Origin of the sequence: Pseudomonas sp. UBA2684, from assembly GCA_002354655.1 — a bacterium.
In the GTDB taxonomy this organism is placed as follows: Bacteria; Pseudomonadota; Gammaproteobacteria; order Pseudomonadales; family Pseudomonadaceae; genus Aquipseudomonas.
In genome coordinates, this window is record DELY01000003.1 from 73,308 (window position 1) to 96,058 (window position 22,751).

Sequence of the window (22,751 nt, forward strand, 5' to 3'; positions counted from 1 at the left end):
ATTAGAAAATGCGCTCTAACTGGAAAAGCCAGGCGGCCGCGAGCGGGCGAGTGCTGGGTCGATTGATTCGGCAGCCCAGCGGCAAGGCTCTGGCCCGCCGGTTGCGCAGAATTATCCGGTGTCCCGAACTACAGCAGCAGTTTGACCGGCGACTCGTTCGGGTCGCGCGATTTACCGGCGGCAGCGAGTGCGGCCAGGTAGTCGTTCCACAATTCGTCGTGATGAGTGGCCAGTTGATAGAGGTAATCCCAACTGAACAATCCGCTGTCGTGGCCATCGTCGAAGCACAGTTTTAGCGCGTAATTGCCGGCCGGTTCGATGCCACTCAGGCCAACCTGCAGTTTGCCGGTTTGCAGGATCGGTTTGCCGTGGCCCTGCACTTCCGCCGACGGCGAGTGCACCCGAAGAAACTCGGCGGGCAGGGTGTAGCACTCGTCGGCCGCGTAGTGCAGCTCCAGGGTTTTCGAGGCTTTGTGCAGTTTTATCGCGGTGGGGATGCGCATGGGCGGGTTCCGCAGGGAATGTAGGAGCGAGCGTGCTCGCGATCATGCTAAATCGCGAACTCGCTCCTACAGGCTGTTTTTAGAGGATATAGCGCGACAGGTCTTCGTCCTGCGCCAGTTCGCCGAGGTGGCTGTTGACGTAGGCCGCATCGATGACGATGGCACTGCCGTTCTGCTGGCCGGCCAGATCGCCGGCGCTGAAGGAGACCTCTTCCAGCAGGCGTTCGAGCAGGGTATGCAGGCGGCGAGCGCCGATGTTCTCGGTCTTCTCGTTGACCTGCCAGGCGATCTCGGCGAGGCGCTTGATGCCGTCCGCGGCGAACTCGATCTTCAGGCCTTCGGTGTCCAGCAGCGCAGCGTACTGCTCAGTCAGCGATGCATGCGGTTCGGTGAGGATGCGCTCGAAATCTTCCGGCGACAGCGCCTTGAGTTCGACGCGAATCGGCAGGCGGCCTTGCAGCTCCGGCACCAGGTCGCTCGGCTTGCTCAAATGGAAGGCGCCGGAGGCGATAAACAGGATGTGGTCGGTCTTGACCATGCCCAGCTTGGTGTTCACCGTGCAACCCTCGATCAGCGGCAGCAGGTCGCGCTGCACGCCCTCGCGGGACACGTCGGCGCCGCCGGTGTTGCCACGCTTGGCGACCTTGTCGATCTCGTCGATGAAGACGATGCCGTTCTGCTCCACCGCTTCCAGGGCGCGGGCTTTCAGCTCGTCTTCATTGACCAGGCGCGCGGCCTCTTCGTCGCGCACCAGTTTCAGCGCTTCCTTGACCTTGAGCTTGCGGGTCTTCTTCTTGCCCTTGCCCATGCTGGAGAACAGGCTTTGCAGCTGGTTGGTCATCTCTTCCATGCCCGGTGGGGTCATGATTTCGATGCCGGCCGGGCTGTCGGCGACTTCGATCTCGATGTCCTTGTCGTCCAGCTGGCCTTCGCGCAGGCGCTTACGGAACAGCTGGCGGGTGTTGGAGTCGCTGCTCGGCGCCGGGTCTTCGTTGAAACCGGCGCGCGGCGGCGGCAGCAGCGCGTCGAGGATGCGCTCCTCGGCGGCGTCTTCAGCGCGGTGGCGGACTTTGACGATTTCCTGCTCGCGCAGCAGCTTGATCGCCGCATCGGCGAGGTCGCGGATGATCGACTCGACGTCGCGGCCGACATAGCCGACTTCAGTGAACTTGGTTGCTTCGACTTTGAGGAACGGCGCGCCCGCCAGCTTGGCCAGGCGCCGGGCGATTTCGGTCTTGCCGACGCCGGTCGGGCCGATCATCAGGATGTTCTTCGGCGTGACTTCGGCGCGCAATTCGGCCGGCAGCTGCATGCGCCGCCAGCGGTTGCGCAGGGCGATGGCCACAGCGCGTTTGGCGTCATCCTGGCCGATGATGTGGCGGTTGAGTTCGTGAACGATCTCGCGGGGCGTCATGGACATGCGGCGATACTCCAAAGGAAGACGCGCTTATTCAGCGCAATCTTCCTCCTCAATGGTCAGGTTTTGATTGGTGAACACACAGATGGAACCGGCAATGTTCAGCGCGGTTTCGGTGATTTCACGGGCACTCAAATCGGTTTTCTGCAGCAGGGCCATGGCCGCTGCCTGGGCAAAGCCGCCGCCGGAGCCCATGGCGATCAGCCCTTGCTCGGGCTCAACCACGTCGCCGTTGCCGGTGATGATCAAGGAGGCGTCCTTGTTGGCCACCGCCAGCATGGCTTCCAGGCGGCTCAGCGAACGATCGGTACGCCAGTCTTTGGCCAGCTCGACGGCGGCGCGGACCAGATGGCCTTGATGCTTCTCCAGCTGACCTTCGAAGCGTTCGAACAGGGTGAAGGCGTCAGCGGTGGCACCGGCGAAGCCGGCCAGCACCTGGCCGTGATAGAGGCGGCGGACTTTCTTCGCGTTGCCTTTCATCACGGTGTTGCCGAGGGACACCTGGCCGTCGCCGCCCATGACGACTTTGCCGTTGCGGCGCACTGAAACGATGGTGGTCAAGGGGAGAGTCTCCACGCAGCGGGGCGGATTTGCCCGGATGGAAACTCAAATGGGGGGGCGCCAGGCGCTTTTCAACCGCGCCGGTCGATTCTCGGCCGAATGGTGTTGGCGCGCCTGTAACAGCAGATTGCCATGCTGAGCGCCTGGCGGCGTTTGCTGCGCCGCCGGGCGATTGCTCAGCGGCTTTGCCGCTGTTGCAGCAGCAGGTTGCTGAAGCCGTTGGCGGCCAGGGCTTTTTGCGATTGCGCCAGTTGTTCGCGGTTGGCGAACGGGCCGACCAGCACGCGGTGCCAGGTCTCCTCGCGCACCGTGCCGGACTCCACGCGCACACTCTGGCCGAGCAGGATGATCTGCGCGCGTACGCTTTCCGCATCGTCTTTGCGGCGGAACGAGCCCGCCTGCAAGAAGAACTGCGTGCTGAGCGGCGCTTGAGCCACCGGCGCCACGGGGGCCACTGGCGGTGCCGGTGGCGGCGTTTCACCGTTGAGCGCGGCCTGGGCGCGAGCGGCATCGATCTTCGCCGCCTCTTGCGGGGTCACCGGTTTTTGCGCGGGGGCGGGCGGCGGCAAAGCGTCCGGCGGCACGATGACTTCCGACTCGGGCAGCAGGGTGTAGAAGTCGTACTTGGGCTTGCTCGCTTCCTGCGTCGTCGGGCTGGCTTTGGGCGTGGCCTGGGTCGCGGCGCGGGTGGTCTCGGCTCTTTCGCGTTTGACCGCCTCGCTGCCGGGTTGCAGGTTCATCAGCAGCATCACGAACACCCCGACGACCAGGCCACAGGCCAGCCAGATCCAGCCGGGTACCGGCTTTTTCGCCGGTGCCTTGTAGCGGCTGGCGCCACGTTTGGCGGCAGGCTTTTTCTTCGCCGCCACTTACATGCGCTCCAGGGTTTGCAGGCCGAGCAGCTCCAGACCCTGCTTGAGCGTGCGGCCGGTCAGGGCGGCCAGGCGCAGGCGGCTCTGCTGGGTGGCTGGGTCTTCGGCGGCGAGAATCGGGCAGTGTTCGTAGAAGCTGGAGAACAGTCCGGCCAGGTCATACAGGTAGGCGCAGAGCAGGTGCGGCACGCCTTTCTCGGCGACGCCGTTGAGCACTTCGGCGAACTGCGCGAGTTTGCCGGCCAGTTCGATCTCATGGGGTGCTTGCAGGTCGAGGCTGCCGTCGACTTCAGCGAAGCTCTTGCCCAGCTTGCGGAACACGCTGGCCACACGGGTGTAGGCGTACAGCAGGTACGGCGCGGTATTGCCCTCGAAGCTCAGCATCAGCTCGAAGTTGAAGCTGTAGTCGCTGGTGCGGTGCTTGGACAGGTCGGCGTATTTCACCGCGCCGATGCCGACCGCGTGAGCGATCTGGCGCAGTTCGTCTTCGCCCAGGTCGGGGTTCTTGCCCTTGACCAGGCTGTAGGCGCGTTCTTCGGCTTCATCGAGCAGGTCGATCAGCTTGACCGTGCCACCGTCGCGGGTCTTGAACGGGCGGCCATCGGCACCGTTCATGGTGCCGAAGCCCATATGTTCGAGCTGCATACCGTCGTGCACGAAGCCGGCGCGACGCGCGACTTCGAAGGCCATCTGGAAGTGCAGGGCCTGGCGCTGGTCGACGAAATACAGGACGCGGTCGGCCTTGAGCTGCTGGCTGCGGTAACGCATGGCGGCCAGGTCGGTGGTCGAGTACAGGTAGCCGCCACCGGCCTTCTGCACGATCACCGGCAGCGGGTTGCCTTCGGCGTTCTTGAACTCGTCCATAAATACGCACTGCGCGCCGTTGCTCTCGCTAAGCAGGCCCTTGTCGCGCAGGGCGTCGATGATGCCGGGCAGCTCGGCGTTGTAGGCGCTCTCGCCCTTGACGTCGGCCGGGCTGAGCTTGACGCCCAGGCGGTCGTAGGCCTTCTGGCAGTGGCTCAGGGAGATGTCGTTGAAGCGGTGCCACAGGCGCATGCACTCGGCTTCGCCGGCTTGCAGCTGGACCACCAGCTCGCGGGCGCGCTCGGCGAACTCGGGGGAGTCGTCGAAGCACTTTTTCGCCGCGCGGTAGAAGCCTTCGAGGTCGGCCAGCTCGCTTTCGGCGGCGGCCGGGTTGGCTTCCATAAAGGCCAGCAGCATGCCGAACTGGGTGCCCCAGTCGCCGACGTGGTTCTGCCGGATCACCTCGTCGCCGAGGAACTCCAGCACCCGCGCCACGGCGTCACCGATGATGGTGGAGCGCAGGTGGCCGACGTGCATTTCCTTGGCCAGGTTCGGCGAGGACAGGTCGATCACCACCCGCTGCGCGCTGCCAGCCTTGCGCACACCGAGTTTGTCGTCGGCCAGCAGGGCATCCAGGCGCGCGGCCAGGGCCTGGGTGTTCTGGTAGAAATTAAGGAAGCCCGGGCCGGCGATCTCGACCTTGCTGATGTCGGCGTCGGCCGGCAGCGCGGCAATCAGCTTCTCGGCCAGGTCGCGCGGCTTCATGCCGGCCGGCTTCGCCAGCATCATGGCGATATTGCTGGCGAAGTCGCCGTGGGTCTTGTCCTTGGTGTTCTCCACCTGAATGGCCGGGCTCAGGCCAGCGGGGAGCACGCCGTCGGCGGTGAGGCGGGTCAGGGCTTGCTGGATCAGGTGGCGAATGCTGTCTTTCATGGTCTGCTCGGTCGGCCGTTTAGGGCGGCGGCGCCCTGGGGCGCTGGTTGAAAACTGCGCATTATCGGCGCGCTTGGTCTGTGGCTTCAAGTTTTAAGCAGCAGGGCAGGCTTCGACCCAGCGGTACGTGGCTTTTGCTGGGCTGAAGCCCACCCTACAAGGTGTAGCCCGTAGGGCGGACATGCCGCAGCGCGGCTTGTCCGCCGGTGTTCGGCGCTTTGAACGGTGGACAAGGCTGCGCCATGTCCACCCTACGCAGGTCAAAACAGGTCGATCGGGTCGACATCCAACGACCAGCGCACCGCGCGGCCGCTGGGCATCTGCTCCAGGGCCGGCAGCCAGGTGGCCAGCAGTTTGTGCAGCGGCGCGCGGGCGTTGGCTTGTACCAACAATTGCGCGCGATAGCGCCCGGCGCGACGCTCCATCGGCGCGGGCACCGGGCCAAGCAGTTCGATGCCGCTGAGTTGCAGCTCGTTCAATAACAATTCGGCTTCTGTGCAGGCGTCGTCGAGAAAACCCTCGGCCTGGCCCGGCTTGTGCGCTTCGGCGCGCAGCAGGGCGAGGTGGCAGAACGGCGGCAGGCCGGCGCCGCGACGTTCACTGAGGGCCTGTTCGGCGAAGGCGAAGTAGCCTTGCTCGGTCAGTTGCACCAGTAACGGATGGTCGGCCAGGTGGCTCTGGATAATCACCTTGCCCGGCTCTTCGGCGCGCCCGGCACGGCCGGCAACCTGGACGATCAGTTGGGCCATGCGCTCGCTGGCGCGGAAATCGGCGGAGAACAGGCCGCCATCGGCATCCAGGATCGCCACCAGGGTCACGCGCGGGAAGTGGTGACCCTTGGCGAGCATCTGCGTGCCGACCAGGATGCACGGCTCGCCGCGCTGCACGGTGTTGAACAGGCTGGTCATGGCGTCCTTGCGCGAGGTGCTGTCGCGGTCCACGCGCAGGACCGGGAACTGCGGGAAGAGTATGCCCAGGCGTTCTTCGGCGCGTTCGGTGCCCGCGCCAACCGGGCGCAGGTCGACATTTTGGCACTTCGGGCAGTTGCTCGGCTGGCGCTCGACGTGGCCGCAGTGGTGGCAACGCAGCTCACGGGCGCGCTGGTGCACGGTCATCCGCGCATCGCAGCGCGGGCATTCCGACAGCCAGCCGCAGTCGTGGCAGAGCAGGGTCGGGGCGAAACCGCGGCGGTTGAGGAACACCAGCACCTGTTGGCCGGCTTCCAACGTCTGCGCGATGGCCTGCTGCATCGGCCCGGAGATGCCGGAATCCAGCGGCCGGCTTTTTACATCCAGGCGCAGAAAGCGCGGCTGCTTGGCGCCGCCGGCACGTTCGCGCAAGTGCAGCAGGGCGTAGCGGCCGCTGTGGGCGTTGTGCAGGCTTTCCAGCGAGGGCGTGGCCGAGCCGAGCAGGATCGGGATGTTGTCCTGGTGCGCGCGTACCACGGCGAGGTCGCGGGCGTGGTAGCGCAGGCCTTCCTGCTGTTTATAGGACGCGTCGTGCTCTTCATCGATGATGATCAACCCCGGCCGCTGCATCGGGGTGAACAGCGCTGAGCGGGTGCCGATGATGATGTCGGCCTCGCCATCGCGCGCCGCCAGCCAGGCGTCCAGGCGCTCGCGATCATTCACCGCCGAATGCAGCAGGGCGATGCGTGCGTTGAAGCGCTGCTCGAAACGCGCCAGGGTCTGCGGGCCGAGGTTGATCTCCGGGATCAGCACCAGGGCCTGTTTGCCGGCCTCGAGGGTTTCGCGGATCAGTTGCAGGTAGACCTCGGTCTTGCCGCTGCCGGTGACGCCGGCCAAGAGAAAAGCATTGAAGCTGCCAAAGCCCGAGCGGATCGCCTCGGCAGCGGCGCGTTGTTCGGCATTCAGCGGCAGTTCCGGTTGGGCCAGCCAGTTGGCGTGGCGCTCGCTTGGTGCATGACGACGGACTTCGACCTTGACCAGGCCCTTTTCCAGCAGCAGGTCGAGGCTGTCCTTGTTCAGCTGCAGCTTGCTCAGCAGTGGATGAGCAACGCCGTGGGGATGCTGGGCCAGGGTTCGCAGCGCGTCGCGCTGGCGTGGCGCGCGGCTCAGGCGTGGATCATCGAGCTGCGCGCCGTCGACGACGGACCAGAAGCGCTGCTGGCGTACTTCCGCTGGCTCGCCCTGGCGCAGCAGCACCGGCAGCGCCCAGCTCAGGGTGTCGCCGAGGCTGTGCTGGTAATACTGCGCGGTCCACAGGCACAGCTTGAACAGCGCCGGTGGCAGCGGCGACTGGGCGTCGAGCAGTTGCAGGGCGGGCTTGAGTTTGTCTGCCGGCACTTCGCTGTGCGAGGTCACCTCGATCAGGATGCCGATCAGCTCGCGCCGGCCAAACGGCACGCGTAGCCGCGCGCCCGGCTGCAAGGCGCTGCGCGGCACACCGGGCGGCGCACGGTAGTCGAACAGGCGGCGCAGCGGCGAGGGCAGGGCGAGGCGCAGAATGACGTCGGGCACGCAGGGGGCTCCGGGTTGGCGAGGCGCGATCTTAGCATGTGCACAGGCGACGGCCGGCACTGCGCGTGGCTTGCATCGGGTCGATGGTCTGGTATGATCCGCGGCCTATTTCCGTGCGGTACCTGACGTTGGGTTGGGTGGCGGCACAAAATCCAGAGGAATACCCGATGAAAGCCGATATCCACCCGAACTACGTCGCCATCACCGCCACTTGCAGCTGTGGCAACGTGATCGAAACGCGCTCCACCCTGGGCAAGGCCCTGAGCCTGGACGTGTGCAACGAATGCCACCCGTTCTACACCGGCAAGCAGAAAATGCTGGATACCGGCGGCCGTGTTGATCGCTTCAAGCAGCGTTTCGGCATGTTCGGCGCCAAGCAGTAAGCTTGCGCGCAGCGACGGAGGCCCCGATGGGTTGTTCCTCGCTACTGAAAAAGGCGTCCCTGGTGGGCGCCTTTTTTGTTTCCGTGGTTTATCTGGCGCCGGTGCAGGCCTTCTGCCCGACGCCCGGCAAGTTGCCGAGTGCCAAGGTGCAGCGGGTGGTCGATGGCGACACCTTGCGCTTGCAGGATGGCCGCAGCGTGCGCCTGATTGGCCTCAACAGCCCGGAACTGGGGCGCCAAGGGCGCAGCGCCGAACCGTTTGCCGAGGCCGCGCGGCGGCGTCTGGGCGAGCTGGTGGCAGCCAATGATGGCCGCGTCAGCCTGCAACTCGGCCGTGAGGCGAAGGATCACTACGGCCGCACGTTGGCGCACGCGTACGACAGCCAGGGGCGTAACCTGGAAGCGCAGCTGCTTGCCGAAGGGCTTGGCTATCTAGTGGCCATCGCCCCCAATGTCGCACTGGTCGAGTGTCAGCAGGCCGCCGAGCGCAGCGCCCGGCAGGCGCGCGCGGGGCTGTGGCGGCAGGCGCGGGCGATTACCGTGCAGCAGCTTGAGCGTGGTGGTTTTGCGCTGATTCAGGGACGTGTCGAGCGGGTTGAGCGTAACCGCGGCGGGGTTTGGCTGGAGCTGGCGGATTCGCTGGTGTTACGCGTGGCGCCGCAGGCGCTGCACGCCTTCGATGGGCGGCAGTTGCAGGGTTTGGTCGGGCGGCGGATCGAGGCGCGCGGCTGGGTGATTGACCGCTCGCGTCGCGGCGACGTACAACCAGGGCAGGCGCGCTGGATGTTGTCATTGACCCATAGCGCGATGCTGGAGGTGTTGCCATGAAGCTAGGTCGTTGGGTGTTAGCAGGCCGTTTAAAAACCACCTACGTTGCCGATACGGCGTCAAAAACGCCTGCCTCACCTAGGTTTTTCAATGGCCTGTTAGTGCTGCTGGTGCTGGGCCAACTCGGCGGGTGTGCGGTAAATCCGGCTACCGGTCGCAGTAATTTCGTGATGATGAGCGAGCAGCAGGAGCTGGACCTCGGGCGTCGTTACAACCAGGAAATCATCAAGCAGTACCCGCGCTACGCCGACGAAAAACTGCAGGCCTACGTGCAGCAGATCGGTGAACGAGTGGCGAAGCATAGTCATCGCAGCCAGCTGAATTACCAGTTCACCGTGGTCGATAGCCCGGATATCAACGCTTTCGCCTTGCCAGGCGGTTACATCTATATCCATCGCGGGCTGCTCGCTTACCTCAATTCGGAAGCCGAACTGGCCGCCGTGCTGGGCCACGAAGTTGGCCACGTGACTGCGCGACACAGCGTGCAGCAGCAAAGCCAGTCGAGCGCCTGGGGCATTCTCGGCCAAGCCGTGGCCATCGGCACGGGAGTCGGCGCAGCGGCCGACCTGACCAATGCCCTCGGCAGTGCCTTCGTCAGCGGTTACGGCCGCGACATGGAGCTGGAGGCCGACGGCCTGGGTGCGCAGTACCTGGCGCGCAGCGGTTACGACCCGCAGGCGATGATCGAGGTGGTCAAGGTGCTGAAGAACCAGGAAGTGTTCGCCCGCGATCAGGCCGCCAAACGTGGTCAGGCGCAGCCTGCTGCCGGCTACCACGGTTTGTTCGATACTCATCCGGATAACGACCGGCGTTTGCAGGAAGTGCTGGGGCCGGCGCGAGCGCTGGCGACCGGGCAGCAGGAAGTCAATCGCGAGGTGTTTCTCAAGTACCTGGATGGCTTGCCGTTCGGCGATTCGGCCGCCAGCGGCGTACGCCGTGGCCAGCAGTTCTATCACGCCGAACTGGCTTTCACCCTCGGCTTCCCGCAGGGCTGGGGCATCGTCAATCGTCCCGACGCGCTGATCGGCCATACCGCGGATCAGCAGGCGTTTATTGCCATGACCCTGGAGAACAACGAGCAAGGGTTGAGTCCGGCGGAATTGCTGCGCAAGCGCGTGGGTAATCAGCGCTTGGTCGATGAAACCGCGTTGCAGCAATCTGCTGTGCCGGGGGCGACCGCGATTATTCCGGGTAGCGCGGCCAAGCGTGTGGCGGTCTTGCAGCATGGCAGTCGGGCTTATCTGTTTGTCGCGGCCGTGCGGGGCAGGGCTTCGCTGGACAGCCAGGACGCGCAGTTTCTCGCGGTGATCAATAGTTTCCGCCCGATAACCCGTGCCGAACGCAAGCTGGCTGAGCCGTTGCGCATGCATCTGGTGAAGGCGAAAAGCGGGCAGAACATGGCGGCGTTGGCCAAGCAAAGCAAGCTGCCAGGCGATGCCGAGGCCAGTCTGCGCCTGCTCAATAATCTCTATCCCGCAGGCGAGCCGCGCCCTGGCGACTGGCTCAAGGTCGTACGTTAGTCGCGTGCACGCAGGCTGACTGAACAGTCTTGTGTAGATGTATACAACTTGCGTATCCTCGGCCGCCTGCCTGTTTCACAGCCAAAAAAGCGGAAATGCCATTATGTCTGATCTCAAAACTGCCGCTCTCGAATACCACGCACAACCCCGTCCTGGGAAACTGAGTGTCGAGCTGACCAAACCCACCGCGACGGCCCGCGACCTGTCGCTGGCCTACAGTCCAGGTGTCGCCGAGCCGGTGCGTGAAATCGCACGCGATCCAGAGCTGGCTTACCGGTACACCGGTAAAGGCAACCTGGTGGCGGTGATTTCCGACGGCACCGCGATTCTCGGTTTGGGTGACCTCGGCCCGCTGGCCTCCAAGCCGGTGATGGAAGGCAAGGGCGTGCTGTTCAAGCGCTTCGCCGGCATCGACGTGTTCGACATCGAAGTCGAGTCCGAGAGCCCGCAGGCCTTTATCGACACCGTGCGCCGTATCTCCATCACCTTCGGCGGCATCAACCTGGAAGACATCAAGGCACCCGAGTGCTTCGAGATTGAGCGTACGCTGATCGAGCAGTGCGACATTCCAGTGTTCCATGATGATCAGCACGGCACCGCCATCGTCACCGCGGCCGGCATGCTCAACGCGCTGGAAATCGCCGGCAAGAGCTTGGAGCAGGCGAAGATCGTTTGCCTAGGGGCCGGCGCGGCAGCGATTTCCTGCATGAAGTTGCTGGTCAGCATGGGCGCCAAGGTCGAGAACATCTACATGATCGACCGCAAGGGTGTGATTCACGCCGGCCGCGACGATCTGAACCAGTACAAGGCGGTGTTCGCCACCGAAACCGACAAGCGCACCCTGTCTGACGCCCTCGAAGGTGCCGATGTGTTCGTTGGCCTCTCGGGCGCCAACCTGCTCACGGCCGATGACCTGAAGCGTATGGCGGCTAACCCGATCGTTTTCGCCTGCTCCAACCCCGATCCAGAAATTGCACCGGAACTGGCCCATGCCACCCGCAACGACGTGATCATGGCCACTGGTCGTTCGGACTACCCGAACCAGGTCAACAACGTGCTCGGTTTCCCCTTCATCTTCCGCGGTGCGCTGGACGTTCGCGCCACCCGCATCAACGAAGAAATGAAGATCGCCGCGGCGCTGGCACTGCGTGAACTGGCCAAGTTGCCGGTGCCGCAGGAAGTCTGCGACGCCTACGGTGGCATCGCGTTGTCATTCGGCCGTGAATACATCATTCCGAAGCCGATGGATGCTCGCTTGATTACCGTGATTTCCGATGCCGTGGCCAAGGCCGCAATCGAAAGTGGCGTGGCGACCCTGCCGTATCCGAAACACTATCCGCTGCAGTCGGTGGATGACGTGTTCAACGGCTGATCAGTCGGCGCACATAAAAAAACCCGCTTCGGCGGGTTTTTTTATGTCTCTGTCCTAGTGGATCGGTCACGCTTTTGTGCGGTCTTGCTTTCAAGACAGGCCAAGGCCCTTGCTATCCAGCCAGCGCCCGGCTTCAAGCCGCGTGAGGCCACGTTGTTCTAGAACAGATCGATTGGCGCTGCTTCGTCGGCCGGTAGCGGGCTGCCGGGTATGCCCAGGCCTGGGTCCAGCTCGCTCATCGGTGGCGGCGAGTCCTCACTCTTGAACAGTTCGAAATAGGCGTCCGCCGTGCCCGGCGATGCCGCGCGTCCGCTGTGCGGGTCAATGCGCAGGGTCAGCAAGCCCTCCGGCTCTGCTGGTGCGTGGCTGGGCTTGTCTTGCAGCGCAACGGCCATGTAGCTCATCCAGATAGGCAGTGCGACGGTGCCGCCATACTCGTGGCGACCGAGGCTTTCCGGCTGATCGAAGCCGGCCCAGACGGTGGTGACGTAATCGGCGTTGTAGCCCGAGAACCAGCTGTCCTTGGACTCGTTGGTAGTGCCGGTTTTGCCCGCCAAGTCGTCTCGCCCGAGCGCCATGGCGCGTCGGCCGGTACCCCGTTTGATCACGTCCTGGAGCATGCTGGTCATGATGTACGCGGTACGCTCGTCAATGATTCGCTCGGCAGCGACGGGCTCTAGGGTGGGCAGTGCAGCGCTGCTGGCCGGGACATTACTGGTCGCCACTACGGCATCTTCACTGCTGGGCTGCACAGGTGCTTGCGCGGTGCTTGGGACGGTCGGCGGGTTGGCGATGAAGAGTGTTTCGCCGTGGCGATTGTCGATGCGCTCGATCAGGTAAGGCTGAATCTTATGGCCGCCGTTGGCAAACACGCTCCAGCCATTGGCCACTTCCAGCGGTGTCAGGTTGGCGGTGCCCAGGGCCAGTGACAGGTTGCGCGGTAGCTCCTGTTTGTTGAAGCCGAAGCGGCTGACATAGTCCAGCGCATACTCGATGCCGATGGCCTGTAACAAGCGAATCGACACCAGGTTGCGCGATTTGTACAGCGCCTCGCGCAGGCGGATCGGGCCGAGGAATGTGTTGTTGTCGTTCTTCGGTCGCCAGACCTGATCGAGGTACTCGTCGACGAATACGATGGGGGCGTCGTTGACCAGGCTGGCCGCGGTGTAGCCGCTGTCCAGTGCGGCGCTGTAGACGAAGGGTTTGAAGCTCGAGCCTGGCTGGCGCTTGGCTTGTGCGGCGCGGTTGTAGTTGCTCTGCTCGAAAGAGAACCCGCCTACCAAGGCGCGAATCGCCCCGTTCTGTGGGTCCAGCGAAACCAGCGCGCTCTGGGCGGCGGGTAGCTGTACGAAGCGCAAGCTGCCATCGTCCTGATACTGCACGCGAACCAGATCACCGATTTGTGTCACATCGCTCGGCTGCTGTGGGCGAGGGCCAAGGCTGTTGGTGTTGAGGAAGGGGCGGGCCCACTTCATGCTGTCCCACGCGACGGTTTCTTCCTCGCCGCGGCGGTTAAGAACCAGGATGCCGCTCTTCTCGACTTGGGTGACGATCACGGGCTCCAGCCCGCCAAGCGAGGTTTGTTTGGCCAGTTCGCTCAGCCAGGTTTCCTTGGTCATGCCGGGTAGGCGGCTTTCTGGGCCGCGGTAGCCGTGGCGCTGATCGTAGGTGATCAATCCCTCGCGGACGGCGCTATTGGCCGCTTGCTGCAGGTTGCTGGGCACTGTCGTGATGACATTGAAGCCTTCGGTATATGCGTCGCTGCCGTAGCGCCCAACTATTTCCGCGCGCGCCATTTCGGCTACATAGGGGGCAATGACTTCCGGCGTTGGCACGTGATAGCTGGCGTTGATCGGTTCTGCGAGTGCGGCTTCATAGCGTTGCTGATCGATCCGGTCGAGCATGTGCATGCGACCCAGAATCCAGTCGCGACGTTCTTTGGCGCGTGTCGGATTGACCAGCGGATTGAAGCGCGAAGGGGCTTTCGGCAGGCCGGCAATCATCGCCATTTGTGCCAGATTGAGGTCGCGGATCGATTTGCCGTAGTACACCTGCGCGGCGGCTTCGATGCCGTAGGCGCGGTGGCCGAGGTAGATTTTGTTTACGTAAAGCTCAAGGATTTCGTCCTTGCTGAGCTCGCGCTCGATCTGCAGGGCAAGAAGTATCTCGTTGATCTTGCGCGAGAAACTTCGCTCGCTGGTGAGGAAGAAATTCTTCGCCACTTGCATGGTGATGGTGCTGCCGCCGGTTTGGATTTGCCCGCTTTTTAATATTTGCGTGGCAGCGCGCATCAGGCTGGTAAGGTCAACGCCATAATGATTTGCGAAATTATCGTCTTCCGCGGCAAGCAGAGCATGGGTGAAGTCGGCGGGGATATCGGCGAAGGCGATCGGGGAGCGACGCATTTCGCCAAATTCGGCGATCAGTTTGGCGTCGCTGCTGTAGACCCTCAGAGGGATCTGTAGCTGTATGCTGCGGAGTGCTTCGACGGATGGCAGGCTGGGGCTGAGATAGAGGAATGCGCCGCTTAAACTGAGTAGCAGCCCACAAAAAATAGCGACACAAGACCAGCAGAAGAACTTCAGCAGACGCATCAAAATTTTTGGATTTCCAGATAAAAGAACGAGTTAAGTGGAAGACAAAGCTAAAAGAGAAAAACCGTTCACATTATAAGCGTTTTTTTTCCTGGGGAGCCATTTGCGCTTCTGTCAAGACTGTTATTTAATGTGAAAAAACATAAATAGTCCGTAAGTCGCGGATGCCAATAGGAAATCGGTCGTGCTAGGGCTCTTCAATAAGAAAGCGAATACGCTGCTGGGGATCGATATCAGTTCGACCTCTGTCAAGCTCCTCGAATTGAGTCGCTCAGGAAGCCGCTACAAGGTAGAGGCCTACGCTGTCGAGCCGCTCCCGCCAAATGCGGTGGTCGAGAAAAACATCGCCGAGCTGGAAGGCGTCGGCCAGGCGCTTTCACGTGTTTTGGCCAAGTCCAAGACCGGCGTGAAAACCGTGGCTGTTGCCGTGGCAGGCTCAGCAGTGATTACCAAGACCATCGAGATGGAAGCCGGGCTTTCCGACGATGATCTTGAGAATCAGCTGAAGATCGAAGCCGACCAATACATTCCCTACCCGCTCGAGGAAGTGGCCATTGACTTCGAGGTGCAGGGTGCTTCCCCGCGCAACGCCGACCGAGTCGAGGTGCTGCTCGCTGCTTGCCGCAAAGAGAACGTGGAGGTCCGTGAGGCTGCCCTGGCTCTTGCCGGCATGACCGCTAAAGTGGTGGATGTCGAGGCTTATGCGTTGGAGCGTGCGTACGGCCTACTCACCGAGCAGCTTGGCAGTGGTCACAACGAGCTAACGGTGGCGGTCGTCGACATCGGCGCGACAATGACCACGCTCAGCGTTTTGCATAACGGCCGGACGATTTACACGCGCGAGCAGTTGTTCGGTGGTAGGCAACTCACTGAAGAAATTCAGCGGCGTTATGGCCTTTCCATGGAAGAGGCTGGTCTTGCTAAGAAGCAAGGCGGCCTTCCGGATGACTACGACAGTGAAGTATTGCAACCGTTCAAAGAAGCGGTCGTACAGCAGGTCTCTCGTTCCTTGCAGTTCTTCTTCGCCGCCGGCCAATTCAACGATGTCGATTACATCTTGCTGGCGGGTGGGACTGCCTCCATTCCTGACCTTGATCGTCTGATTCAGCAAAAAATTGGCACGCAAACCCTGGTGGCCAATCCTTTCGCTGATATGGCGCTTAGCGGCAAAGTCAATGCGGGTGCCCTGGCCAGTGATGCGCCGGCATTGATGATTGCCTGTGGTCTGGCGATGAGGAGTTTCGACTGATGGCGCGGATTAACCTTCTTCCATGGCGTGAGCAATTACGCGAGGAGCGCAAGCAGCGTTTCCTGGTCACGCTAGCTGGTGTCTTGGCGGTTGCTGCCGGTGCGGTTTTTCTAGGCGATCAATACCTGAACGGGGCGATCGAGCAGCAAAACGCGCGCAATGAGTTTGTGCGTAAAGAAATCGCTGTGCTGGATGCGCGGATTAAAGAAATTAGCGAACTGAAAACCCGCCGCCAGCAACTACTCGAGCGTATGAAGATCATTCAGGACCTGCAGGGTAATCGTCCAATTATCGGCCGAGTGTTTGACCAGTTGGTGAGGACGCTGCCGGACGGTGTTTATTTCTCGGCGCTGAAAATGACGGGGAAAAGTATTGCTGTCGTTGGTGCCGCTGAGTCGAATAATCGGGTTTCAAATTTAATGCGTAATCTGGATTCGTCCGAGTGGTTGGAGTCGCCAAACTTGACAGAAGTTAAGGCGGTGACGGCGGGCGCAGTTGATCAAGCCAACGTATTTCAGCTGACCGTTCAGCAGACGCAGCCGCAGCTTGATGCGGAGGAGGCCAAGAAATGAGCCTGAGCGAATCGCTGGATAGCTTACGTAAAATTGATATTAATGATCTTGATTTAAATAATCTGGGCTCTTGGCCAGCCGCTGTTAAGGTCGTCGCAGGCTTTCTGGTCTTGGTGCTGGTTTTAGCGCTGGGTTATAACTTTCATTTGAAAGAGCTGCAGGCGCAGTTGGACCAGCAGCGCAGCGAGGAGTCCACGCTGAAAGAGCAGTTCGCGACTAAAGCATTCCAGGCAGCCAACCTGGAGGCGTACAAGGAGCAGATGAAAGAGATGGAGGTTTCGTTTGGTGCTTTGTTGAGGCAATTACCAAGCGATACAGAGGTTCCTGGCCTGCTTGAGGATATAACCCGAACGGGTCTTGGTAGCGGTTTAGAGTTTGAAGAGATTAAGTTGCTGCCGGAGGTGGCGCAGCAATTCTATATAGAGTTGCCAATCGAGATTAAGGTGGTTGGTGCATACCATGATTTGGCAACCTTTGTAAGCGGTGTTGCTAGTCTGCCAAGAATTGTGACGCTGCATGATTTTGAGCTTTTACCTACGAGCAAAGACAGCACCTCTAAACTGAGTATGAGTATTTTAGCTAAAACCTACCGTTACAATGATAAGGGGCTGAAATGATGAAGTGCTCCCGTATCGTGTTGCTATTTCTAACGGTGGGGTTGTCTGCTTGTGGCGCAAGTGGAAACTTTGATGACTTACAGTCTTATATGGATGAGGTTCGTGCTCGGCCCAAAGGCTCTATAGAGCCGCTGCCTAAGTTTCAGCCATATGAGAGTTTTACTTACAGTGCGGCCTCGCTGCGCAGCCCATTTCAGCCGCCCGTTAAGATAGACATCGTTAACCGTCAAAAAGGTTCTCAGGAAATTAAGCCGGATGAAGCTCGGGTCAAACAGTTTCTTGAGGGTTTCAATATTGAGGTTTTCGAGATGGTTGGAACCCTCGCCAATGATGGTGGCGTTTTTGCTTTGGTGAGTGGTGCGGGTGGGGTGCATAGAATCAAGGTGGGCGATTATCTTGGTCGGAACCATGGCCGCATTCTCGCGATAGACGAATCCAAGGTCGATGTGATCGAAATCGTTCCGGATGGTGAAGGTGGCTGGCTCGAGCGGCCGCGCAGCATCTCCCTCAAGGAGCGCTCTTAGATGAGCGGAGTGAACATGAAGAAAAATAACCGGTCTGCCCAACGGAATCTGAGAATGAATAGCTCCCTTTCGCGTTTAGGTGTTTCTTTGTTGGCGGTGCTGCTATCGCCGGCGCTATTGGCGGCTAACCTGCAAGCGCTTGACGTTGCGGCTCTGCCAGGCGATCGGGTCGAACTGAAATTATCGTTCGATGAGCCGGTACTCGCTCCGCGTGGCTACACGATTGAGCAGCCGGCCCGAATTGCACTTGATTTGCCTGGTGTATCCAACCGTCTAGGTGCAAAGAATCGTGAACTCGGCGTAGGTAACGCGCGCAGCGTTACAGTCGTTGAGGCAAAAGATCGCACGCGGTTGATTATTAATCTGACCAACCTTGCGCCTTACAGTACTCGCACTGAGGGTAATAACTTATTTGTATTAGTAGGTAATGGAGCAAGTGCTTCAGCTGTTGTGCGACCTGCTGCGGTAGCGCCAGCGGTTTCTACCGTTGTTCCTACCTCCGCGAAAATTTATGCGCCCGCAGACAAAGCGATCAAAAATATTGATTTTCAGCGTGGTGAGCAAGGCGAAGGCAATGTTGTTATTACTTTGTCCGATGCGTCGGTAAGTGCGGATATTCAGGATCAGGGCGGTAAGATTCGTTTGGACTTCGCAAAGACTCAGCTGCCTGAGTCTTTGCGTGTTCGCTTGGATGTCAAGGATTTTGCTACTCCCGTTCAATTTGTAAGTGCAACCGGGGCTGCGGATAAAGCAAGTATCGTGATCGAGCCGACTGGTCTTTACGATTACTTGGCTTACCAGACTGACAATAAGCTGACGTTAAGTATCAAACCGCTTTCCCGGGACGATGTTGAGAAACGTAAGTCTGACAGCTTCGCCTACACGGGTGAAAAGCTTTCTCTGAATTTTCAGGATATCGATGTTCGCTCAGTGTTGCAGTTGATTGCTGATTTCACCGATCTAAATTTGGTGGCCAGCGATACTGTGGAAGGCAATATTACTTTGCGCCTGCAGAATGTGCCCTGGGATCAGGCGCTTGATTTGGTGTTAAAGACCAAGGGCTTGGATAAGCGGAAAGTAGGTAATGTTCTGTTGGTGGCTCCAGCCGACGAGATCGCAGCTCGCGAGCGTCAAGAGTTAGAGTCGCAGAAGCAGATCGCTGAGCTTGCTCCTTTGCGTCGTGAACTGATTCAGGTCAATTATGCCAAGGCTGCTGATATGGCTAAGCTATTTCAGTCTGTTACCAGTTCTGAGGGAGCAGCTGGCGAGCGGGGGTCGATCACGGTAGATGACCGTACTAACAGTATCATCGCTTACCAGACTCAGGAGCGGCTTGATGAGTTGCGCCGTATTGTTGCCCAATTAGACGTTGCTGTTCGCCAGGTCATGATTGAAGCGCGCATCGTTGAGGCTAATGTCGATTTTGATAAGAGTCTTGGTGTTCGCTGGGGTGGTACAAAAATCTTCAATGATAAATGGCTTGCTTACGGCAATGACGACCTCGGTGATGAGGGCGGTGATTCCGGTGAGGACTCAAGCGGTAACTTCCCATTCGTAGATCTGGGGGTTGCGGGCAGAACGTCTGGTATTGGTATCGGTTTTATCACGAACAACACGATTCTTGATTTGGAATTGTCTGCCATGGAAAAGACAGGCAACGGAGAGATCGTATCTCAGCCCAAGGTTGTAACCTCCGATAAGGAAACTGCCAAGATTCTGAAGGGCTCAGCTATTCCATATGAGGAAGCAAGTTCCAGTGGTGCCACGACCGTAACGTTCGTGGAGGCAGCGCTTTCTCTGGAGGTTACCCCGCAAATTACTCCAGATAACCGCATCATCATGGAGGTCAAGGTTAATAAAGATGAGCCTGACTTCGTCAATGATGTTAACGGCACGCCGACGATTCGAAAAAATGAAGTGAATGCCAAGGTGTTGGTCGCCGACGGTGAAACTATCGTGATTGGTGGCGTGTTCTCGAATACACAGAATGTCAGCGTTGATAAGGTTCCGTTCTTGGGTGATCTACCATTCCTGGGGCGTATGTTCCGACGGGATATCGTTCAGGATCAAAAATCTGAACTGCTAGTGTTCCTGACTCCGCGTATCATGAACACCCAAGCCGTAGCGGTGAGCCGTTGATTAAGTGCGTAATTTGATTCTTGTTGGCCCGATGGGCGCTGGTAAAAGCACCATCGGGCGTTTGCTTGCTAAAGAGTTGCGGTTGCCATTCAAAGATTCCGACAAGGAGATAGAGCAGCGCACCGGCGCTGACATTCCTTGGATTTTCGATGTTGAGGGCGAGGTAGGTTTCCGTGAGCGTGAGCAGGCGGTGATTGCCGAGCTTTGCGAGTTGGATGGCTTGGTTATGGCGACCGGCGGCGGTGCCGTGTTGCGTGCAGAAAATCGTGCGGCGCTGAGGCAGGGGGGGCGTGTGGTGTATCTGCATGCGTCGGTTGAGCAGCAGATCGATCGCACGTCGCGTGACCGTAATCGTCCTCTGCTGCGTACTGCCGATCCTGGCAAGGTGCTCAGTGATTTGCTGGCGATTCGTGATCCGCTGTATCGCGAAATCGCGGATGTCATCGTGGAAACCGATGAGCGCCCGCCGCGTTTGGTGGTGCAAGAGATATTAGAGCGCCTTGACGCGCTTCCTCCCCGTTAAAGCGCGGGCCGAACTGCGCTATCCTAGAGCCCTTTTTGAATTCGGGGGCTCCATGCAAACTCTTCAGGTCGATCTCGGCGAGCGCAGTTACCCCATTTATATTGGCGCTGATTTATTGGCTGCCCCGGCTTTGCTGGCGGCACATATCGTTGGGCGCCAGGTTGCGATTGTTACCAATGAGACGGTCGCGCCGCTGTATCTTGCTGCGCTTGAAAAGGCTCTTGCTGGGTATGCGGTGACGTCTATTGTGTTGCCGGACGGCGAGGCGTTCAAAACCTGGGAAACCTTGCAGATGATCTTCGATGGTTTGCTCGGGGCTCGGCATGACCGGCGCACCACCGTGATTGCGTTGGGGGGCGGGGTGATTGGCGATATGGCGGGGTTCGCTGCGGCGTGTTACCAGCGTGGCGTTAATTTCATCCAAATTCCGACTACTTTGCTTTCCCAAGTCGACTCCTCTGTCGGCGGCAAGACGGGAATTAATCACCCGCTCGGAAAAAACATGGTCGGTGCGTTTTATCAGCCGCAGGCTGTATTGATCGACACCATGAGTCTGGTCACCTTGCCGGCGCGTGAGTTGTCGGCGGGATTGGCAGAAGTGATCAAATACGGCTTGATCTGTGATGAGCCTTTTCTCACTTGGCTCGAGCTGAACATGCCTGCCCTGCGTGCGCTTGATCAGGTTGCGCTGACCCGTGCTATCGAGCGCTCGTGTGCTGCCAAGGCGCAGGTGGTGGGTGCCGATGAGCGGGAGTCAGGGCTGCGGGCGACCCTCAATCTTGGGCATACCTTCGGTCATGCTATCGAGACACATCAGGGATATGGCGTCTGGCTGCACGGCGAGGCAGTGGCTGCAGGTACTGTCATGGCATTGGAAATGTCGATGCGCCTGGGCTGGATTTCCGCTGCTGAACGCAATCGCGCTATCCGTTTGTTTCAGGCGGCCGGTTTGCCAGTGGTGCCGCCGACAGAGATGACCCCAGAGCATTTCCTGGAGCACATGGCGGTCGATAAAAAAGTGTTGGATGGTCGCCTGCGACTGGTGCTTTTACGTCGCATTGGTGAGGCGGTCGTCACCAGTGAGTTTCCTCGCGAGATTTTGGATGCCACGCTGAGCGCAGATTACGCAGCGCTGGTGGATCAGCTTAAAAATTAATGAGTGCCCCATGACCAGTTTGCATGCCGACGAGGCGTTTCTCGATCATTACCAGTTCACCCACGATCCTTTTGCCGCGCGGGTCCCGGGTTTCAAGTTTTTTCCAGCCCAGCGCAAGCCGGTGTTGGGGCAGTTGCACCATCTGGCTCGTTACAGCCAGCTGTTGCTGGTGGTGAGTGGTCCGTTTGGTAGCGGCAAGACCTTGCTGCGTCAGGCGTTGGTCGCCAGCACCAATAAGCAGACAGTGCAGAGTGTGGTGGTTTCTGCTCAGGGCGCCGCCGATCCCGCAGGCATGCTGCGTCAGATTGCCCAGGGTTTGCAGGTGCAGCAGGCCGATCCGCGTGCAATTCTGGCGCAGGTCGGGCAGTTGGCGCTGACGGGGCAGGAAGTTTACCTGTTGGTCGACGATGCAGAGCAGTTGAGCGACGCGGCATTGACGAGTCTACTGACGCTGGCTGCGGGCAATGCGGAGGGACGTCCGCATGTGTTTTTGTTTGCCGAACCGACATTGGTTTCGCGGCTCGAGGTGCTGGCTGATGGCGAAGAGTGCTTCCATGCCATTGAATTGCAGCCTTACAGTGAGGATGAAACCCGCGAATACCTGAGCCAGCGCCTTGAGGGCGCCGCGCAAGGGCTTGAGGTGTTTTCGGATGACCAGGTTGCCACGATCTATGAGCAGTCTGAAGGCTGGCCGGGTTCGATCAATCAGCTCGCGCGTGAGACGTTGATCGAGGCGATGGCGGCGCAACGTGGTGCTGCCAAGCGTGCCGGGCTGTCCCTCAACTTGCCCAAAAAGCACTTGTTGGCATTGGCGGTGGTTGGGGTTGGGGTCTTGGCCGCGTTGCTCATGCAAGGGCAGCCGGATGGCGAGGTTGCCAGCCCGGTGGCGGCACAGTTGCCGCTCACTGAGCCTGAGCTGCCGGCGTCTGTCGATACCGCTTCAGCTTCTGCGGCCACCAATCCGGGGGCTCCGGCCATCGAGTTTGCGGGTGCGAATCAGCCGCTGCCGTTGCCGTTGGTCGGAGAGGCGCAGCCGGTTATTCGCGAGCCACTGGCTCAGGCGGCTGGTTTGAGTGGGGCTGAAGAGGCCGATGTGCCGGGTGCTGCGAGCGCTGCGGATGTGTTGGTGGATGAGCGTCCGGCTCCCGTGGTGCCGGTGCCGCCTGTTGTCGCTCCGGTGGTGCCTGCCACCCCGGCGCCTGCTGCTCCGGTGGCTAAGCCTGCGCCAGTGGCGCCGGCACCGAAGCCGCCTGCGGTGACTGCTGCGCCTGCAAAGGCTGCACCGGCGGCAGATTGGTACGGGGCGCAGGCAGGTTCCCGTTATACTTTACAGGTCTTGGGTTCGCGTGCGGAAAATGCCGCCCAAGCATTTGTGCGTCAACATGGTGCGCAGTACCACTATTTCAAGAAGCAGCATCAGGGGCAGCCACTGTATGTGGTGACCTACGGCAGCTTTGCTACCCGCGACGCGGCTCAGGCGGCGCTTAAAGACTTGCCTGCCAGTGTGCAGGCGGGTAAACCGTGGCCGCGGACGATTGCCAGCATCAGGCAAGAGATCGTGCCGGCGCGTTAATGTTCGAGTGACTGCTGTTCTCGGTGACTGATGGGTCGTTAGCACGACCTTTCGGTCTATTCCTTCGTTTTCGCGACATAAGCTTTCACTGGGTCGTCACGAAGATTTGTGACGGCTTAGGTGGATATGTAC

At 60.2% G+C, this 22,751-nt stretch carries 19 protein-coding genes; 12 read left to right on the forward strand and 7 right to left on the reverse strand.

The genetic code is table 11. The annotated features are described in order from the left end of the window. Positions 1 to 128 precede the first annotated feature (128 nt). The 6 genes from B3M58_RS01450 to B3M58_RS01475 all read right to left on the reverse strand — a co-directional run bounded on the left by B3M58_RS01450 (position 129) and on the right by B3M58_RS01475 (position 7,570). Positions 129 to 503: a DUF971 domain-containing protein gene (locus B3M58_RS01450; RefSeq protein ID WP_296216772.1), complete on the reverse strand. Its 375-nt coding sequence runs from the start codon at positions 501 to 503 to the stop codon at positions 129 to 131. A gap of 79 nt (positions 504 to 582) precedes the next feature. After that, entirely contained in the window at positions 583 to 1,923 is a 1,341-nt protein-coding gene (hslU, locus tag B3M58_RS01455) for an ATP-dependent protease ATPase subunit HslU (protein WP_296216773.1), read from the reverse strand. A 27-nt stretch (positions 1,924 to 1,950) separates the two neighbouring features. Then, the gene (gene hslV, locus B3M58_RS01460) at positions 1,951 to 2,481 is read right to left on the reverse strand and encodes an ATP-dependent protease subunit HslV (RefSeq protein WP_160489431.1); all 531 of its coding nucleotides are present in this window, start codon (positions 2,479 to 2,481) and stop codon (positions 1,951 to 1,953) included. A 176-nt stretch (positions 2,482 to 2,657) separates the two neighbouring features. After that, positions 2,658 to 3,350, reverse strand: a complete 693-nt coding sequence (locus B3M58_RS01465) for an SPOR domain-containing protein (protein WP_296216774.1) — start codon at positions 3,348 to 3,350, stop codon at positions 2,658 to 2,660. Continuing rightward, the gene (argS, locus tag B3M58_RS01470) at positions 3,351 to 5,090 is read right to left on the reverse strand and encodes an arginine--tRNA ligase (RefSeq protein ID WP_296216775.1); all 1,740 of its coding nucleotides are present in this window, start codon (positions 5,088 to 5,090) and stop codon (positions 3,351 to 3,353) included. It lies immediately after the preceding gene. 260 nt (positions 5,091 to 5,350) lie between these two features. Continuing rightward, entirely contained in the window at positions 5,351 to 7,570 is a 2,220-nt protein-coding gene (locus B3M58_RS01475) for a primosomal protein N' (protein ID WP_296216776.1), read from the reverse strand. A 167-nt stretch (positions 7,571 to 7,737) separates the two neighbouring features. Here B3M58_RS01475 and rpmE point away from each other — a divergent pair, with 167 nt between their 5' ends. The 4 genes from rpmE (at position 7,738) to B3M58_RS01495 (ending at position 11,672) form a co-directional block, all read left to right on the forward strand. Then, complete coding sequence (gene rpmE, locus B3M58_RS01480) at positions 7,738 to 7,953, forward strand: 50S ribosomal protein L31 (RefSeq protein WP_296216777.1); 216 nt, start codon at positions 7,738 to 7,740, stop codon at positions 7,951 to 7,953. A gap of 26 nt (positions 7,954 to 7,979) precedes the next feature. Beyond that, the gene (locus tag B3M58_RS01485; RefSeq protein ID WP_296216778.1) at positions 7,980 to 8,780 is read left to right on the forward strand and encodes a thermonuclease family protein; all 801 of its coding nucleotides are present in this window, start codon (positions 7,980 to 7,982) and stop codon (positions 8,778 to 8,780) included. Beyond that, positions 8,777 to 10,300 carry a M48 family metalloprotease gene (locus B3M58_RS01490; RefSeq protein ID WP_296216779.1) on the forward strand — a complete coding sequence of 508 codons (1,524 nt, stop codon included), beginning with the start codon at positions 8,777 to 8,779 and terminating at the stop codon, positions 10,298 to 10,300. Before B3M58_RS01485 ends, B3M58_RS01490 begins: the two co-directional genes overlap by 4 nt. A 103-nt stretch (positions 10,301 to 10,403) precedes the next feature. Then, on the forward strand, positions 10,404 to 11,672 hold the full coding sequence (locus B3M58_RS01495; RefSeq protein WP_296216780.1) for a malic enzyme-like NAD(P)-binding protein: 1,269 nt from the start codon (positions 10,404 to 10,406) through the stop codon (positions 11,670 to 11,672). A gap of 158 nt (positions 11,673 to 11,830) precedes the next feature. Here the strand turns inward: B3M58_RS01495 and B3M58_RS01500 are convergent, their stop codons facing one another. Beyond that, positions 11,831 to 14,266 carry a penicillin-binding protein 1A gene (locus B3M58_RS01500; protein ID WP_414704036.1) on the reverse strand — a complete coding sequence of 812 codons (2,436 nt, stop codon included), beginning with the start codon at positions 14,264 to 14,266 and terminating at the stop codon, positions 11,831 to 11,833. 184 nt (positions 14,267 to 14,450) lie between these two features. On the opposite strand from B3M58_RS01500, the gene B3M58_RS01505 reads away from it, so the two are divergent. From B3M58_RS01505 to B3M58_RS01540, 8 genes are read left to right on the forward strand one after another with little or no spacing between them, the layout of a single operon-like run. Then, a complete protein-coding gene (locus tag B3M58_RS01505) occupies positions 14,451 to 15,515 on the forward strand; it encodes a pilus assembly protein PilM (RefSeq protein ID WP_296216782.1) in 1,065 nt (354 codons plus the stop codon). Continuing rightward, a complete protein-coding gene (gene pilN / locus B3M58_RS01510) occupies positions 15,515 to 16,087 on the forward strand; it encodes a type 4a pilus biogenesis protein PilN (protein WP_296216783.1) in 573 nt (190 codons plus the stop codon). Before B3M58_RS01505 ends, pilN begins: the two co-directional genes overlap by 1 nt. Next, on the forward strand, positions 16,084 to 16,704 hold the full coding sequence (pilO, locus tag B3M58_RS01515) for a type 4a pilus biogenesis protein PilO (protein WP_296216784.1): 621 nt from the start codon (positions 16,084 to 16,086) through the stop codon (positions 16,702 to 16,704). The genes pilN and pilO overlap by 4 nt, the downstream gene beginning before the upstream one ends. Further along, positions 16,704 to 17,228 carry a type 4a pilus biogenesis lipoprotein PilP gene (pilP, locus tag B3M58_RS01520; RefSeq protein WP_296216986.1) on the forward strand — a complete coding sequence of 175 codons (525 nt, stop codon included), beginning with the start codon at positions 16,704 to 16,706 and terminating at the stop codon, positions 17,226 to 17,228. The genes pilO and pilP overlap by 1 nt, the downstream gene beginning before the upstream one ends. Before the next feature lie 54 nt (positions 17,229 to 17,282). Further along, the gene (gene pilQ, locus B3M58_RS01525) at positions 17,283 to 19,367 is read left to right on the forward strand and encodes a type IV pilus secretin PilQ (protein WP_296216785.1); all 2,085 of its coding nucleotides are present in this window, start codon (positions 17,283 to 17,285) and stop codon (positions 19,365 to 19,367) included. 4 nt (positions 19,368 to 19,371) lie between these two features. Further along, positions 19,372 to 19,890, forward strand: a complete 519-nt coding sequence (gene aroK, locus B3M58_RS01530; RefSeq protein WP_296216786.1) for a shikimate kinase AroK — start codon at positions 19,372 to 19,374, stop codon at positions 19,888 to 19,890. Between the two features lie 52 nt (positions 19,891 to 19,942). Continuing rightward, entirely contained in the window at positions 19,943 to 21,046 is a 1,104-nt protein-coding gene (gene aroB, locus B3M58_RS01535; RefSeq protein WP_296216787.1) for a 3-dehydroquinate synthase, read from the forward strand. Between the two features lie 10 nt (positions 21,047 to 21,056). Beyond that, a complete protein-coding gene (locus B3M58_RS01540) occupies positions 21,057 to 22,619 on the forward strand; it encodes an AAA family ATPase (protein ID WP_296216788.1) in 1,563 nt (520 codons plus the stop codon). Positions 22,620 to 22,751 lie beyond the last annotated feature (132 nt).